We start from the raw sequence: 13,002 nt of genomic DNA, 5'->3' as shown, positions 1-13,002 counted from the left end.
CCACCTCCCCACCCAGCCCGCCGAGATCGCCGCCGACGTGCTGCGCTGCTGGAACGCCGGCGCCAGCGTGGTGGCCATCCACGCGCGCCGCCCCGACGACGGCGCCACCTGCAACGCCGAGGTGTACCGCGACATCAACAGCCGCATCCGCGCGGCCGGCTGCGACATCGTGCTGAACAACTCCACCGGCGGCGGCGTGCACGGCGACATGGTGAAGCCGCTGGCGGGCGATCGCTGGGAGATCGCGTGGGAAGAGCGCATCAAGGGCATGGACGCCGGCGCCGAGATGTGCACGCTGGACGCCACCACGCTCAACCTGAGCTTCGAGGGCAAGCAGATCCTGATGGACACGCCGATCACGCGCGGGCGCGAGCTGGCGGCCGGCATGAAGGCGCGCGGCATCAAGCCCGAGTGGGAGGTGTTCAGCCCCACGCACATCCTGCAGGACACGACCACGCTGATCGAGGAAGGCCATGACGACGAGCCCTACTTCATCAACCTGGTGATGAACGTGCACCGCAACTTCCAGAACGCGATGCCGTACTCGCCGCGCAACCTGCAGATGATGGTCGACACGCTGCCCAAGGGCGCCATCTTCGGCGTGAGCGGCATCGGCATGTCGCAGCTCGAAGCCAACGTGGCGGCGCTGCTGCTGGGCGGGCATGCGCGCGTGGGGCTGGAAGACAACCTCTACTTCCGTCACGGCGAGCTGGCCACCAACGTGCAGCTCACCGAGCGCATCGTGCGCGTGATCCGCGAGCTCGACATGGAAGTGGCGACGCCGGCCGAGGCGCGCCAGATCATGGGCCTGCCGCGCGTGGGCGGTCCGCGGCCCGAGTTCGCGCTGGGCTGAAGACGCACGAGAACAACGAACGGAGACACGCACATGAACATTCCCCGCACCGCCCTGGCTCTCGCACTCGCCGCCGCATTCGCATCGGGCGCATCGGCCCAGGTGTCCGACGACACCATCCGCATCGGCTTCATCAGCGACATGTCGGGCCTGTACCGCGACTACGACGGCCCGGCCGGCGCCGAGGCGATCCGCATGGCCATCGCCGACATGGGCGGCGCCATCGACGGCAAGAAGATCGAGCTGGTCACGGCCGACCACCAGAACAAGCCCGACATCGCCGCCGCCAAGGCGCGCGAATGGTTCGACGTGAACAAGGTCGACATGCTGATCGGCGGCGTGAACTCGGGCGCGGCCATTGCCATGGCCGGCGTGGCGGCCGACAAGAAGAAGCCGTACTTCGTGGTGGGCTCGGGCGCGTCGAGCCTCACCAACGAGTACTGCTCGCCCTACACCGTGCACTACGCCTACGACACCGTGGCCATGGCGCGCGGCACCGCGAGCGCGGTGGTCAAGGCCGGCGGCAAGAGCTGGTACTTCGTGGCGGCCGACTACGCCTTCGGCGCCGCGCTGCAAGGCGACGCTACCAAGACCGTGCAGGCCAGCGGCGGCACGGTGGCGGGTTCGGTGAAGCACCCGCTGGGCGCGAGCGACTTCTCGTCGTTCATGCTGCAGGCGCAAAGCTCGAAGGCGCAGGTGCTGGCGCTCGCGAATGCGGGCGGCGACACGGTGAACGCCATCAAGTCGGCGGCGGAGTTCGGCATCAGCAAGAACATGAAACTCGCCGGCATGATCATCACCATCAACGACGTGCATGCGCTGGGCCTGAAGGCCTCGCAGGGCATGTACCTCACCGACAGCTGGTACTGGAACCAGAGCCCCGAGTCGCGCGCCTGGGCGCGGCGCTTCTTCGACAAGCACAAGCGCATGCCCTCCTCCTTCCATGCCGGCGACTACTCGGCCGCGCTGCAGTACCTGCAGGCCGTGAAGGCCGCGGGCAGCGATGATGCCGACAAGGTGATGGCGCAGCTGCGCAAGACGAAGTTCAACGACATGTTCGTCAAGGGCGGCTGGCTGCGCGACGACGGCCTCATGGTGCACGACATGCACCTCATGCAGGTGAAGGCGCCGGCCGAGTCGAAGGAGCCGTGGGACTACTACAAGGTGATCGAGAACATCCCCGGCGAAGCCGCGTGGACCACCAAGACGGAGAGCCGCTGCGCGCGGTGGAAATCGGCATGACCCCTATCAATGATGTGAAGCGCGTCGCCGTCGTCGGCACCGGCGTGATCGGCGCGAGCTGGGCCGCGCACTTCCTCGCGCACGGGCTCGACGTGAACGCGACCGACCCCTCGCCCGGCGCCGAAGACCGGCTGCGCGCCGCCGTGGCGCAGCACTGGCCGACGCTGGAACGCTTCGGCCTCGCCGAGGGCGCCTCGGTCGATCGCCTGCGCTTTCACGACAGCCTGGAAGACGCGGTGGCCGTGGCCGACTTCGTGCAGGAGAACGGCCCCGAGCGCATGGACTTCAAGATCGACCTGTTCCGCCGCATGGACGCCGCCGCGCCGCCGGAGACGGTCCTCGCGTCGAGCTCGTCGGGCCTGGCGATCAGCGGTGTGCAGTCGGGCTGCGCGCACCCGCAGCGCGTGGTGCTGGGGCATCCGTTCAACCCGCCGCACCTGATCCCGCTGGTCGAGGTGATCGGCGGCGAGCAGACCTCGGCCGAGGTCATCACCCGCACGATGGCGTTCTATGCCGCCATCGGCAAGCGGCCGATCCACGTGAAGCGCGAGGTCAAAGGCCACATCGCGAACCGCCTGCAGGCCGCGTTGTGGCGCGAAGCCTTCCACCTTGTCAACGAAGGCGTGGCGAGCGTGGCCGACATCGACACCGCCATCGCGCACGGCCCCGGCCTGCGCTGGGCCGTGATGGGGCCGTTCATGAACCTGCACCTCTCGGGCGGCGCGGGCGGCATCGAGCACCTGCTCGCGCACCTGGGCGGGCCCATCGAAGACTGGTGGAAGGACCTGGGCGCGCCGTCGATGACGGACGCGTTGAAGCAGCAGGTGGTGCAAGGCGTGGACGAAGCCCTGGGCACGCGCCACACGGCCGACCTCGAAGCCGCGCGCGACACCCTGCTGTTGAACCTGATTCGCGCCAAGGCCGAGACGGGTACGCTGGACTGACATGACCGACTTCCTTCTCGACGACACCCTGGTCGCGCCGCCCCGCACGGTGCGCATCGACTTCGACGACGGCTCGTTCGTGCTGCGCTCGCCGACGGCGCTGCAGCCGTATGCGCGCTGCATCGGCGAATGGATCGAGCGCTGGGCGCGCGAGACGCCCGATGCGTTGGCCTTTGCCGAGCGCGATGAAAGCGGCGAAGGCTGGCGCACGCTCGACTACCGCGCGCTGCGCGCGGCCGTCGGTGCGGTGGCGCAGGGCCTGCTCGACCTGGACCTGCCGCCGGGCCGCCCGGTCGTGATCCTCTCGGACAACGCCATCGACCATGCCGTGCTGATGCTCGCGACGATGCACATCGGCCGCACGGCCTGCTCGCTGTCGAGCGCCTACTCGCGCATGGCGAAAGACCCGTCGCGGCTGCACGGCATGTTGAAGGCGCTGCAGCCCGGGCTGATCTACGCCTCCGACGCGACGGTGTACGGCGCATCGCTCGCAGGCAGCGGCCTCGAGGCCGTGACGGTGTTCAGCCGCCACGCCGACACGCATCCGGGCGCGCTGGCTTTCGGCCAGTTGCTCGACGCGAAGGAAACGCCCGCCGTCATGCAGGCCTTCGCCGCCGTGGGCCCCGACACGCACGCCAAGTACCTGCTGACCTCCGGTTCCACCGGCCAGCCCAAGGTGGTGATCAACACGCACCGCATGCTGTGCGCCAACCAGCAGATGATGGCGCAGACCTGGCGCTTCCTATCGCAAGAGAAGCCCGTGCTGGTCGACTGGCTGCCGTGGAGCCATACCTTCGGCGCGAACCACAACCTGCACATGGTGCTGTGTCATGGCGGCGCGCTCTACATCGACGAGGGTCGGCCCGCGCCCGGGCTCATCGAGAAGACCGTGCGCAACCTGCGCGAAGTGAAACCCACGCTGCTGTTCAACGTGCCGCGCGGCTTCGACATGCTGCTGCCCTTTCTCGAAGCCGACGACGCACTCGCCGCCGAGGTGTTCTCGCGGCTGCGCCTGGCCTTCTACGCGGCGGCGGCGCTCGCGCCTTCGACCTGGCAGCGGCTCGAAGCCGTGGCGCGGCGCGTGCGGCCTGCGCGCCCGCTGTGGCTCACGACCTCGTGGGGCGCGACCGAGACCTCGCCCGCCATCACCTCGGCGCACTGGCAACTCGACGGCGCCGGCTGCATCGGCGCACCGCTGCCGGGGCTGGAACTGAAGTTCGTGCCCAACGGCGAGAAGCTGGAGATGCGCGTCAAGGGCGTCTCGGTGTTCCCCGGCTACCGCGACGCGCCGCGCGAGACCGCCAGCGCCTTCGACGCCGAGGGCTACTACCGCATCGGCGACGCGGGCTTTCTGGCGAACCCCGGCGACCCGGCGCAGGGCGTGATCTTCAACGGCCGCGTGGCGGAAGACTTCAAGCTCTCGACCGGCACCTGGGTGTCGGTGGGCACGCCGCGCGTGAAGCTGGTGTCGCTGCTGGCGCCGCATGTGCAGGACATCGTGCTCACGGGCCACGACCGCGACGCGATCGGCATGCTGGTGTTCGCCAGCCCGCAAGGCGCCGCCCTCGCGCCCGACGCACTGGCCGCGCGCATCGCCGGGGTGCTGCGCGCCCTGCGCGACGAAGGCGCGGGCTCGTCGCAGTGCCCGGCCTGCGCGCTGGTGCTGGCCGAACCGCCCAGCCTCGATGCGGGCGAGATCACCGACAAGGGCTACATCAACCAGCGCGCCGTGCTCACGCGGCGCGCGGCCGAGGTGGCGCGGTTGCATGCGCCGGCGCCGGGCGATGCGGACGTGATCCGCCCGCTCTGAAGCAACCGCAACAGCTACGTCAGGCGGCCGGCAGCGCCAGCCACTGGCGCCACAGCTTGCGCGCCCGGTCCTGGTAGCGCCGCGCGACGGCCCGCAGCGCGGTGCGCGGCGCAGGCAACATCAGTTCGTCGGGCAGCAGCGGGTCGCGCACCAGGTGCGCGATCACGGCGCGCCCCAGCAGCAGCGACTCGCGCACCGCCACCTCCAGCGGCACGGTGCGCAGCCGCTGTTCGCCGCGCTCCAGCCCGGCCTGCAGGCGGCGGCAGTCGTCGGCGAGCGCGCGCACGTTCCACAGCCCGCGCGCGGCGGCCTGCGCGGCGGGGTCGAGGTCGGCGAGGCGGAACACCAGCGCATGCGGCGACAGGCCCAGCGCCTCGAGCTGTGCGCGCTCGGCCTCGAGACCGCCCGCCAGGTTGTCGGGCCGGATCTGCAGGCCCGGGCGCAGCGCCGCGAAGCCGCGCAGCGACAGCGCCAGGCTGTGGCGGCGCCACGCGGTCTTGTCGGCGCGCGCCACGCCCGCGTCGTGCACCGCGAGCCAGCCGCCCTGCCACGCCACCACCTGCGCGCGCGTGTGCCGCCAGTCGCCCACCGCGCGCGACAGCGCCGGCCCCGCGCGGTTCAGGCTGTAGCTGCCGCGCTCGCCGCGGGCGATCTTGCCTTCGGCCGCCAGCCGCGTGAGCCCCACGCGCAAGGTGGTTTCGCCGATGCCCATGAGCGCGCCGGCGCGGCACAGCGCCTGCGAACTCAGCGTGCCGCCGTCGGCCACCAGCAGGTCGAGGATCAGCTCCGGCGCGCTCGGCATCGCCACGGGAACATTACATACCTTGTCCATGTTTGCGAAATAAAGAAATGTTTCCTAGGATGCCAGAGACCGACTGATTCCCGCCATTTTTCTCCGGAAGGACCCCGCACATGACCACGCCCTTCGTGACCTGGGAGGTGGACGGCCCCGTCTGCACGCTCACGCTGAACCGCCCCGACAAACGCAACGCGGTGGACGGCGCCGTGGCCGCCCAGCTGCGCGCGGCCTTCGAGCGCTTCGAGGCCGACGACGCGCTGCGCGTGGCCGTGCTGACGGGCGCCGGCGGCCACTTCTGCGCCGGGGCCGACCTGGGCGCCGTGGGCGACCCGGCGCGCCGCAACGAGCTCGACCCCGACGGCGGCGGCGCCGGCCCGATGGGCCCGACGCGCATGGCGCTGTCCAAGCCGCTGATCGCGGCGGTGAACGGCTACACGGTGGCGGGCGGGCTCGAGCTGGCGCTGCTGGCCGACCTGCGCGTGGCCGACGACGACGCGGTGTTCGGCGTGTTCTGCCGCCGCTGGGGCGTGCCGCTGATCGACGGCGGCACCGTGCGGCTGCCGCGCCTCGTGGGCATGGGGCGCGCGCTCGACCTGATCCTCACGGGCCGGCCGGTGTCCGCCGCCGAGGCGCTGGCGATGGGCCTGGTGAACCGCACCACGCCGCCGGGCGGCGCGCTCGCCGCCGCGCAGGAACTGGCGCGGCAGATCGCCGCCTTCCCGCAGCAATGCATGCTGGCCGACCGCCGCTCCGCCTTCGAGCAGTGGGACCTGCCGCTGGCCGAGGCGCTGCGCCGCGAAGGCGCGCAGGGCGTGCCGATCGTCGCGGCCGAGGGCGAAGCCGGCGCCGCGCGCTTTGCTGGCGGTGCCGGGCGCCACGGCGAGTTCAAACGCTGAACGCCCCTGCTCTTTCGATTTCACCTAGAACCTCCTGGAGACACGCCTTGCCTTCCCCCTCGCCCGCCCGTGGCCCGACCTATCTCGAACTGATCCGCCGCGGCGCCCTGCAGCACGGCCCGCGCACCGCCATCGTCTACGGCGACCAGTCGATGACCTTCACCGAGGTCGACCAGCTCAGCAGCCGGCTCGCCCATGCGCTGCATGCCGCCGGCGCCGCGCCGCGCACGCGCGTGGCGCTGCTGCTGAACAACGGCCTGCACAGCGTGCCGCTGGACTTCGCCTGCGTGAAGGCCGGCATCAACCGCGTGCCGCTGAACGCGCGGCTCTCGCTGGCCGAGCACGCGCGCATGGTGGCCGACACCGGCTGCACGCACCTCGTGTTCGGCCCCGACCTCGCCGAGCGCGCGGCGGCCCTGCGCGACTCGGTGCCAGGCCTGGTCTGCATGGGCCTGGGCGCGTCGCTCGACGGCGCCGCCGACCTGTTCGCGCAGGCCTTGTCGTGCGCCACGCAGGCGCCGGCGTTCGAGCCCGCGCCCGACGACGTGGTGCTCACGCTCTTCACCTCGGGCACCACCGGCACGCTGAAGGCCGCGCAGCACACGCAGGCCTCGTACGCGGCGATCTGCCGCAACGTGCTGCTCAACCTGTTGCCCGCCACGCCCGACGACGCCATGCTGCACGCGGCCTCGCTGATCCACGCGAGCGGCGTGTTCGTGCTGCCCTTCTGGCTGCGCGGCGGCCGCACGGTGATCCTGCCGGGCTTCGAGCCGGGCGCCTTCCTGCGCACGCTGCAGGCCGAGCGCATCACCGCGATCAACCTGGTGCCGACGATGCTGCAGATGCTGTTCGAGCACCCCGACATCGCGCACACCGACGTGGCCGCGCTGCGCTACGTGATCTACGGCGCCTCGCCGATGCCGCGCGCGGTGATCCGGCGCGCCATGGCGGCGTGGGGCCAGCACCGCTTCTGGCAGTACTACGGCCAGACCGAGGTGCCGCTGTGCCTGGCGGTGCTGCGCCCCGAAGACCACACCGAGGAGCTGCTCGACGCCTGCGGCCAGCCGGCGATCGACGTCGAGCTGCGGCTGGTCGACGAAGCCGGCAACGACGTGCCGCCCGGCACGCCCGGCGAGATCGCGGTGCGCGCGCCCTCGGCGGTGTCGGGGTACCACAACGCGGCCGGGCTCAATGCCGAGACCTTCGTCGACGGCGGCTGGGTGCGCACGCGCGACGTGGGCCAGTTCGACGCACGCGGCTTCCTGCACCTGAAGGACCGCACCTCCGACATGATCATCAGCGGCGGCTACAACGTCTACCCGCGCGAGGTCGAGAACGCGCTCATGACGCACCCCGCCGTGCGCGAGTGCGCGGTCATCGGCCTGCCGCACGAGAAGTGGGTGGAGATCGTCACCGCGGTGGTGGTACTGCGCGAAGGCCAGCAGGCCGATGAAGCCGCGCTCATCGCGCATGTGGCGGACCAGCTCGCCTCGTACAAGAAGCCGCAGCGCGTGCTGTTCGCCCGCGAGATCCCGAAGACGGCGGTGGGCAAGCTCAACCGCCGGCAGCTGCGCGAGCTGCACCGCGGCTGACGCACTGCCAGCCGGTCAGCCTGCGCGCCGCCGCAACGCGGTGCGCAGCGCCTTCGCGAAGCGCGGATCAGCCATGGCGCCGACATTGAAGCGCGACCAGCGCGAGACCTGTGTCGAGTCGACGCTGAAGATGCGGCCCGGCGCCATCACGATCTTGCGCGGCAGCAGCTCCTTCGCGAACGCCAGCGAGTCGGCCACGCCGGGCAGCGCGGCCCAGATGTAGAGCGACTGCGGGGTGCGCGCGAAGACCTCCGCATCGACCGAGTCGAACAGTTGCAGCGCCTTGCGCGTGGCTTCGCCGAGCCGGGTCTGCAGGCGGTTCAGGTGCCGCTGGTAGTGGCCCTCGCTCAGGATCACGTCGACCGTGCGCTCGCTGTATTCCGAGCTGCTCACGTGGATCAGCGCCTTCAGGTCGGCAAGGTCGCTCGCGAGATCCGCCCCACAGGCGATGAAGCCCACGCGCAGCGCCGCGGAGAACGACTTCGAGAAGCTGCCGATGTAGATGGTGCGCTCCAGCTGGTCGAGTGCCGCGAGACGCGGCAACGCGGTCGGCTTGAAGTCGGCCAGCGGGTCGTTCTCCACGATCAGCAGGTCGTACTTCTGCGCGAGCTGCAGCACACGGAAGGCCTTGGCCGGCGAGATGTCGGAGCCCGTGGGGTTGTGCGCGAGCGACTGCGTGAAGAAGAGGCGCGGCCGCTCGGTGATGAGCAACTGCTCCAGCACGTCGAGGTCGGGCCCGTCCGCCAGGCGCGGCACCGCCAGCATCTGCGTGCCCGCGAGCTTGAGCTTGCCGAACAGCGGGTAGTAGCCCGGATCGTCGACCAGCACCTTGCCGCCGGGCGGCACGAAGTAGCGGATGACGATGTCCATCGCCTCGTTGGCGCCGTGCGTGAGCACGATCTGCCGCGGCTCGGCGCCGATGCCGAAGTCCGCGAGCTTGCGCACGAGGTGGTCGCGCAGCGGCGCATAGCCGAAGCGGCTGCCGTAGCGGAACAGCGCGCCGAGCCCCGTGCGCACGACCTTGGGATGGTATTTGTCCAGGCGCACATCGGCCAGCCATTCGACGGGCGGAAAGCCATCGCCCACCGCGACCGCATCGGGCTGCGTCTTGAGCTGCTCGCGCATGAGCCACACGATGTCCATCGCGCGGCCGAGACTGCCCGCGTCTTCCTCGGGCGGCTTGGGGCTGGATTGCGCGAGCACGAAGTAACCCGAGCCGCGCCGCGGCTTGACAAGCCCGCGCGACACCAGCAGCTCGAACGCGGCCACCACGGTGTTCTTGGCGTAGCCATGCAGTTGCGCCAGTTCGCGCAGCGACGGCAGCTTGTCGCCGGCCTTGTAGGCGCCGCTCGCGATCTGGCGCGCGAGGGTGTCGGCGAGCGAATCGGCGATGGTGGTCATGGGCCGAGACTGTGACACAGCGGGCCACTTCGGCGCACCACTGTCCGCACTGTCCCGCCAAACTGTGCCTTCCGCCGGCGGTACAGCCGACCTAAATTGCCTGCTCCCGAATTCATCTTCCGAAGAGACAAGCAACGATGGTCGCCGACTCCCGCATTCCCAATTTCCGGGCCCTCACGCCCGCGCAGCGCTTCGCCCACATCGCACAGGCCGCATCGCTCACCGACGACGAGGTGGCGCTGCTCGCCCAGCCCGGCGCCTTGAGCGTGGACCGCGCCAACGGCATGGTCGAGAACGTGATCGGCACCTTCGAGTTGCCGCTGGGCGTGGCCGGCAACTTCACGGTGAACGGCCGCGACTACCTCGTGCCGATGGCGGTGGAAGAACCCTCGGTGGTGGCCGCCGCGTCGTTCATGGCCAAGCTGGCGCGCGAAGGCGGCGGCTTCGAGGCCTCGAGCACCGGGCCGCTGATGCGCGCGCAGGTGCAGGTGATCGGCATCACCGACCCGTACGGTGCGCGGCTCGCGCTGCTGCGTGCGCGCGAAGAAATCCTGGCCGTGGCGAACAGCCGCGACAAGGTGCTGATCGGCCTGGGCGGCGGCTGCCGCGACATCGAGGTGCATGTGTTCGGCGACACGCCGCGCGGCGCGATGGTGGTGATGCACCTGATCGTCGACGTGCGCGACGCGATGGGCGCCAACACCGTCAACACGATGGCCGAGGCGGTGTCGCCGCTGGTCGAGAAGCTCACCGGCGGCACGGTGCGCCTGCGCATCCTGTCGAACCTGGCGGACCTGCGGCTGTCGCGTGCGCGCGTGCGGCTCGCGCCTTCCGTGCTGGCCACGCGCGAGCGCAGCGGCGAAGAGGTGGTCGAGGGCGTGATCGATGCCTACACCTTCGCGGCCATCGACCCCTACCGCGCGGCGACGCACAACAAGGGGATCATGAACGGCATCGACCCGGTGATCGTCGCGACCGGCAACGACTGGCGCGCGGTGGAAGCCGGCGCGCACGCGTATGCCTGCCGCAGCGGGCGCTACACCTCGCTCACCACGTGGGAGAAGGACGCGGGCGGCGCGCTGGTCGGCACCATCGAGATGCCGATGCCGGTGGGTCTGGTCGGCGGCGCGACGAAGACGCACCCGCTCGCACGGCTCGCATTGAAGATCCTCGATGTGAAGTCGGCGCAGGAGCTCGGCGAAGTCGCCGTGGCCGTCGGCCTCGCGCAGAACCTCGGCGCGTTGCGTGCGCTCGCCACCGAAGGCATCCAGCGCGGCCACATGGCACTGCACGCCCGCAACATCGCGCTGGTCGCGGGCGCCACCGGCGACGAGATCGACGCCATCGCCAAGCAGATGGCGGCCGAGCACGACGTGCGCACCGACCGCGCCGTGGCGCTGCTCGACGCGCTGCGCAAGAAGTAAGCAACGCGGGAGCCTCCCGCACCACGGTCCGCGGCCGACACCGCGGCGGTCGCGCACGCGGCCGTCACACAACCACAGACGGAGACAACTCGAATGAACGCAGACAGTGCAACGCCCGCCCGCTGGCGGCTGGTGGAGATATGGGGCGACACGGCCGACCTGGGCCACCTCGCGTGGTCGATCGCGATCGGCGTCGCGGTGAGCCTCACGGGCTATCTCGTGGCGAGCCGCGTGCTCGCGAGCGTGGTGAGCACGCCTGAGCTGGCGCGCGCCTACGCGATGCTCGCGGGCCTGGGCGGCTGCGTGGTCTCGGGCGTGATCTGCGCGAAGCTCTTCACGCCCAAGCGCGAAGTGGTCGAAGGCACCGCCGCCGATCCGCGCTGGCGCGAGGAGGTGCTGGCCGAGCTGGCCGCCGAGCACGGCGACCTGGGCTCGGTGGACGACCTGCCGCCGGTGGTGGTGCGCGAGATGAAGGAGCTCGAGATCTACGAGCTGTTCGCGTCGTACAAGCCCCAGGCCGCCAAGGCCGCCGAAGGAGCCGCCTCGTGATCGACGCTGCCCTGTTCAACCAGATCCTCGTCGCCACCGGCATGGGCCTCGTGGGCGCCATCGTGTTCGCGGCCATCGGCCTCGTCTCGGGCACCGACGAAACCACCACGCTCGCACCGCTCACCCTGCTGGTGGTGCTGCTGGGCGTGCCGCCCGAAGGCGTGTTCACCTTCTTCCTGGCCGCCGCCGTGGCCAAGCACATGACGCACGCGGTGCCCACCGCACTGCTGGGCATTCCGGGCGACACCATGGCCACGCCGCTGCTGCAGGACGCGAACGTGCTGCGCAACCTGGGCGTGCCGCACATCGCGCTGCGCAAGATGGTGTCGGGCGCGATCATCGCGGCCTTTCTGGCGGTGCCGCTGGCCGTGCTGTTCGCGGTGCTGCTGGCACCGTACGGCGCGGCCATCACCAAGGCGGCACCATGGATCTTCGTGGTGGCGGCCGTGGCCATTGCCTATTTTTCGAGCGGACGCTGGGCCTCGGTGGCCACGCTGGTGCCGTTCGTGATGGTGATCGTGGCGCTGCAGGCGCTCACGGGCAAGTACGGCGTGAAGCTCAGCATCAGCTACTTCCTGGGCATCGCCATCGGGCCGCTGGTGGCCGATTTGTTCTCGGTGATCTCGCCAGCGGCGCGTGCGCGCATGAAGCGCGACAAGGTCCGCACCTTCTCGCTCGCGCCGGACGTGAAGGGCTGGTCGGGCTACTTCCCGAACCCGTTCAAGGTGCTCGACCGCGGCCAGGTGAAGTGGACCTTCGCGACCGCCGCGATCTCCAGCGCCACCTTCGTGTTCAGCCCGGTCGCGATGACGGTGGTGCTGGGCGAGCTGGTCGGCTCGCGCATCAAGCATGCGTACCACCGCCTCACCACCACGCTGGCCGCGCGCAACGGCGTGACCGAGGCCACCTACATCGCCGAAGCGCTGATCCCGCTGATCGCCATCGGCCTGCCGCTGAGCCCCGTGGCGGCCGGCCCTGCGGCGCCGCTGTTCAACGCACCGCCGGTGTTCACCATCGACTCGGCCACGGGCCAGACCCACAACCTGCACAACCTGCTGAACCACTGGGAGTTCCTGGGCTACGGCATGCTGGCCGTGGTGCTCGCCGCGCTGGTGGCCTATCCGTTCACGATGAACTTCGCGCGCCGCGCGGCGCTGTTTGTCTCGCGCAAGGTGAGCCACGAGGCGATCATCGCGACCTTCGTCGGCTTGATCGTGGTGATCAGCGTGTGGGAAGGCCAACTGCTCGGGCTGCTGGTGATCCTCACGATGGGCCTGCTGGGCGGGCTGCTGTCGCGCGCCATCGGCTTCAACACGGGCGTGCAGTTCATGGGCTACTACACGGCGGTGTTGACGGTGCCGGCGGTGATCAAGGCATTCTCCTGATCGGCCGGCCGCACACCAGCAGCGCGTCCATGTGCCCAGGACACTGGGTGCTTCCCGCAGCGAAATCAAGGAGGAGGCCGCAGGCCGGGGGACATTCGCGGAGGGAA

11 protein-coding genes are annotated in these 13,002 nt (G+C 70.5%); 9 read left to right on the top strand and 2 right to left on the bottom strand.

The features are described from left to right. The 4 genes from AC07YS_RS31290 to AC07YS_RS31275 all read left to right on the top strand — a co-directional run. On the top strand, positions 1-853 hold an 853-nt coding region (locus AC07YS_RS31290; protein WP_495275761.1), incomplete at its 5' end, for a beta-keto acid cleavage family enzyme. Positions 854-886: 33 nt separating this feature from the next. Then, positions 887-2,095 carry an ABC transporter substrate-binding protein gene (locus AC07YS_RS31285; RefSeq protein ID WP_495269880.1) on the top strand — a complete coding sequence of 403 codons (1,209 nt, stop codon included), beginning with the start codon at positions 887-889 and terminating at the stop codon, positions 2,093-2,095. After that, positions 2,092-3,039 (top strand): 3-hydroxyacyl-CoA dehydrogenase NAD-binding domain-containing protein, encoded by a 948-nt coding sequence (locus tag AC07YS_RS31280; RefSeq protein ID WP_495269881.1) that lies wholly within the window; start codon positions 2,092-2,094, stop codon positions 3,037-3,039. Before AC07YS_RS31285 ends, AC07YS_RS31280 begins: the two co-directional genes overlap by 4 nt. 1 nt (position 3,040) lies before the next feature. Then, complete coding sequence (locus AC07YS_RS31275) at positions 3,041-4,849, top strand: feruloyl-CoA synthase (protein WP_495269882.1); 1,809 nt, start codon at positions 3,041-3,043, stop codon at positions 4,847-4,849. Between the two features lie 19 nt (positions 4,850-4,868). Here AC07YS_RS31275 and AC07YS_RS31270 read toward each other — a convergent pair whose 3' ends face one another. Then, positions 4,869-5,681 (bottom strand): PaaX family transcriptional regulator, encoded by an 813-nt coding sequence (locus tag AC07YS_RS31270; RefSeq protein ID WP_495269883.1) that lies wholly within the window; start codon positions 5,679-5,681, stop codon positions 4,869-4,871. Between the two features lie 80 nt (positions 5,682-5,761). Here AC07YS_RS31270 and AC07YS_RS31265 point away from each other — a divergent pair, with 80 nt between their 5' ends. Beyond that, complete coding sequence (locus tag AC07YS_RS31265; RefSeq protein ID WP_495269884.1) at positions 5,762-6,544, top strand: crotonase/enoyl-CoA hydratase family protein; 783 nt, start codon at positions 5,762-5,764, stop codon at positions 6,542-6,544. A gap of 47 nt (positions 6,545-6,591) precedes the next feature. Then, positions 6,592-8,136 (top strand): class I adenylate-forming enzyme family protein, encoded by a 1,545-nt coding sequence (locus tag AC07YS_RS31260; protein WP_495269885.1) that lies wholly within the window; start codon positions 6,592-6,594, stop codon positions 8,134-8,136. Positions 8,137-8,151: 15 nt separating this feature from the next. On the opposite strand, the gene AC07YS_RS31255 is transcribed toward AC07YS_RS31260, so the two are convergent. Further along, the gene (locus AC07YS_RS31255; protein ID WP_495269886.1) at positions 8,152-9,537 is read right to left on the bottom strand and encodes an aminotransferase-like domain-containing protein; all 1,386 of its coding nucleotides are present in this window, start codon (positions 9,535-9,537) and stop codon (positions 8,152-8,154) included. A gap of 137 nt (positions 9,538-9,674) precedes the next feature. Between AC07YS_RS31255 and AC07YS_RS31250 the strand changes: the two genes are divergently transcribed. The 3 genes from AC07YS_RS31250 to AC07YS_RS31240 all read left to right on the top strand — a co-directional run bounded on the left by AC07YS_RS31250 (position 9,675) and on the right by AC07YS_RS31240 (position 12,895). After that, positions 9,675-10,961, top strand: coding sequence for a hydroxymethylglutaryl-CoA reductase, degradative (locus tag AC07YS_RS31250; protein ID WP_495269887.1), 1,287 nt, complete (start codon positions 9,675-9,677; stop codon positions 10,959-10,961). 93 nt (positions 10,962-11,054) lie between these two features. Continuing rightward, positions 11,055-11,510 (top strand): hypothetical protein, encoded by a 456-nt coding sequence (locus AC07YS_RS31245; RefSeq protein WP_095743059.1) that lies wholly within the window; start codon positions 11,055-11,057, stop codon positions 11,508-11,510. A 41-nt stretch (positions 11,511-11,551) separates the two neighbouring features. Beyond that, positions 11,552-12,895 carry a tripartite tricarboxylate transporter permease gene (locus AC07YS_RS31240; protein ID WP_139140391.1) on the top strand — a complete coding sequence of 448 codons (1,344 nt, stop codon included), beginning with the start codon at positions 11,552-11,554 and terminating at the stop codon, positions 12,893-12,895. The last annotated feature ends 107 nt before the right edge of the window (positions 12,896-13,002 follow it).

The organism is Variovorax sp. GW458-11-26-14-LB1 (assembly GCF_059423965.1).
Note: the sequence above shows the minus strand (reverse complement) of the source record. Positions and strands in the feature narration are given on the sequence as shown.

Bases quoted from the DNA above. Each gene is read 5' to 3' on its own strand.
- AC07YS_RS31270 (WP_495269883.1), bottom strand. From the start codon at position 5,681: ATGGACAAGGTATGTAATGTTCCCGTGGCGATGCCGAGCGCGCCGGAG.
- AC07YS_RS31285 (WP_495269880.1), top strand. From the start codon at position 887: ATGAACATTCCCCGCACCGCCCTGGCTCTCGCACTCGCCGCCGCATTC.
- AC07YS_RS31240 (WP_139140391.1), top strand. From the start codon at position 11,552: ATGGGCCTCGTGGGCGCCATCGTGTTCGCGGCCATCGGCCTCGTCTCG.
- AC07YS_RS31255 (WP_495269886.1), bottom strand. From the start codon at position 9,537: ATGACCACCATCGCCGATTCGCTCGCCGACACCCTCGCGCGCCAGATC.
- AC07YS_RS31250 (WP_495269887.1), top strand. From the start codon at position 9,675: ATGGTCGCCGACTCCCGCATTCCCAATTTCCGGGCCCTCACGCCCGCG.
- AC07YS_RS31245 (WP_095743059.1), top strand. From the start codon at position 11,055: ATGAACGCAGACAGTGCAACGCCCGCCCGCTGGCGGCTGGTGGAGATA.
- AC07YS_RS31265 (WP_495269884.1), top strand. From the start codon at position 5,762: ATGACCACGCCCTTCGTGACCTGGGAGGTGGACGGCCCCGTCTGCACG.
- AC07YS_RS31280 (WP_495269881.1), top strand. From the start codon at position 2,092: ATGACCCCTATCAATGATGTGAAGCGCGTCGCCGTCGTCGGCACCGGC.
- AC07YS_RS31275 (WP_495269882.1), top strand. From the start codon at position 3,041: ATGACCGACTTCCTTCTCGACGACACCCTGGTCGCGCCGCCCCGCACG.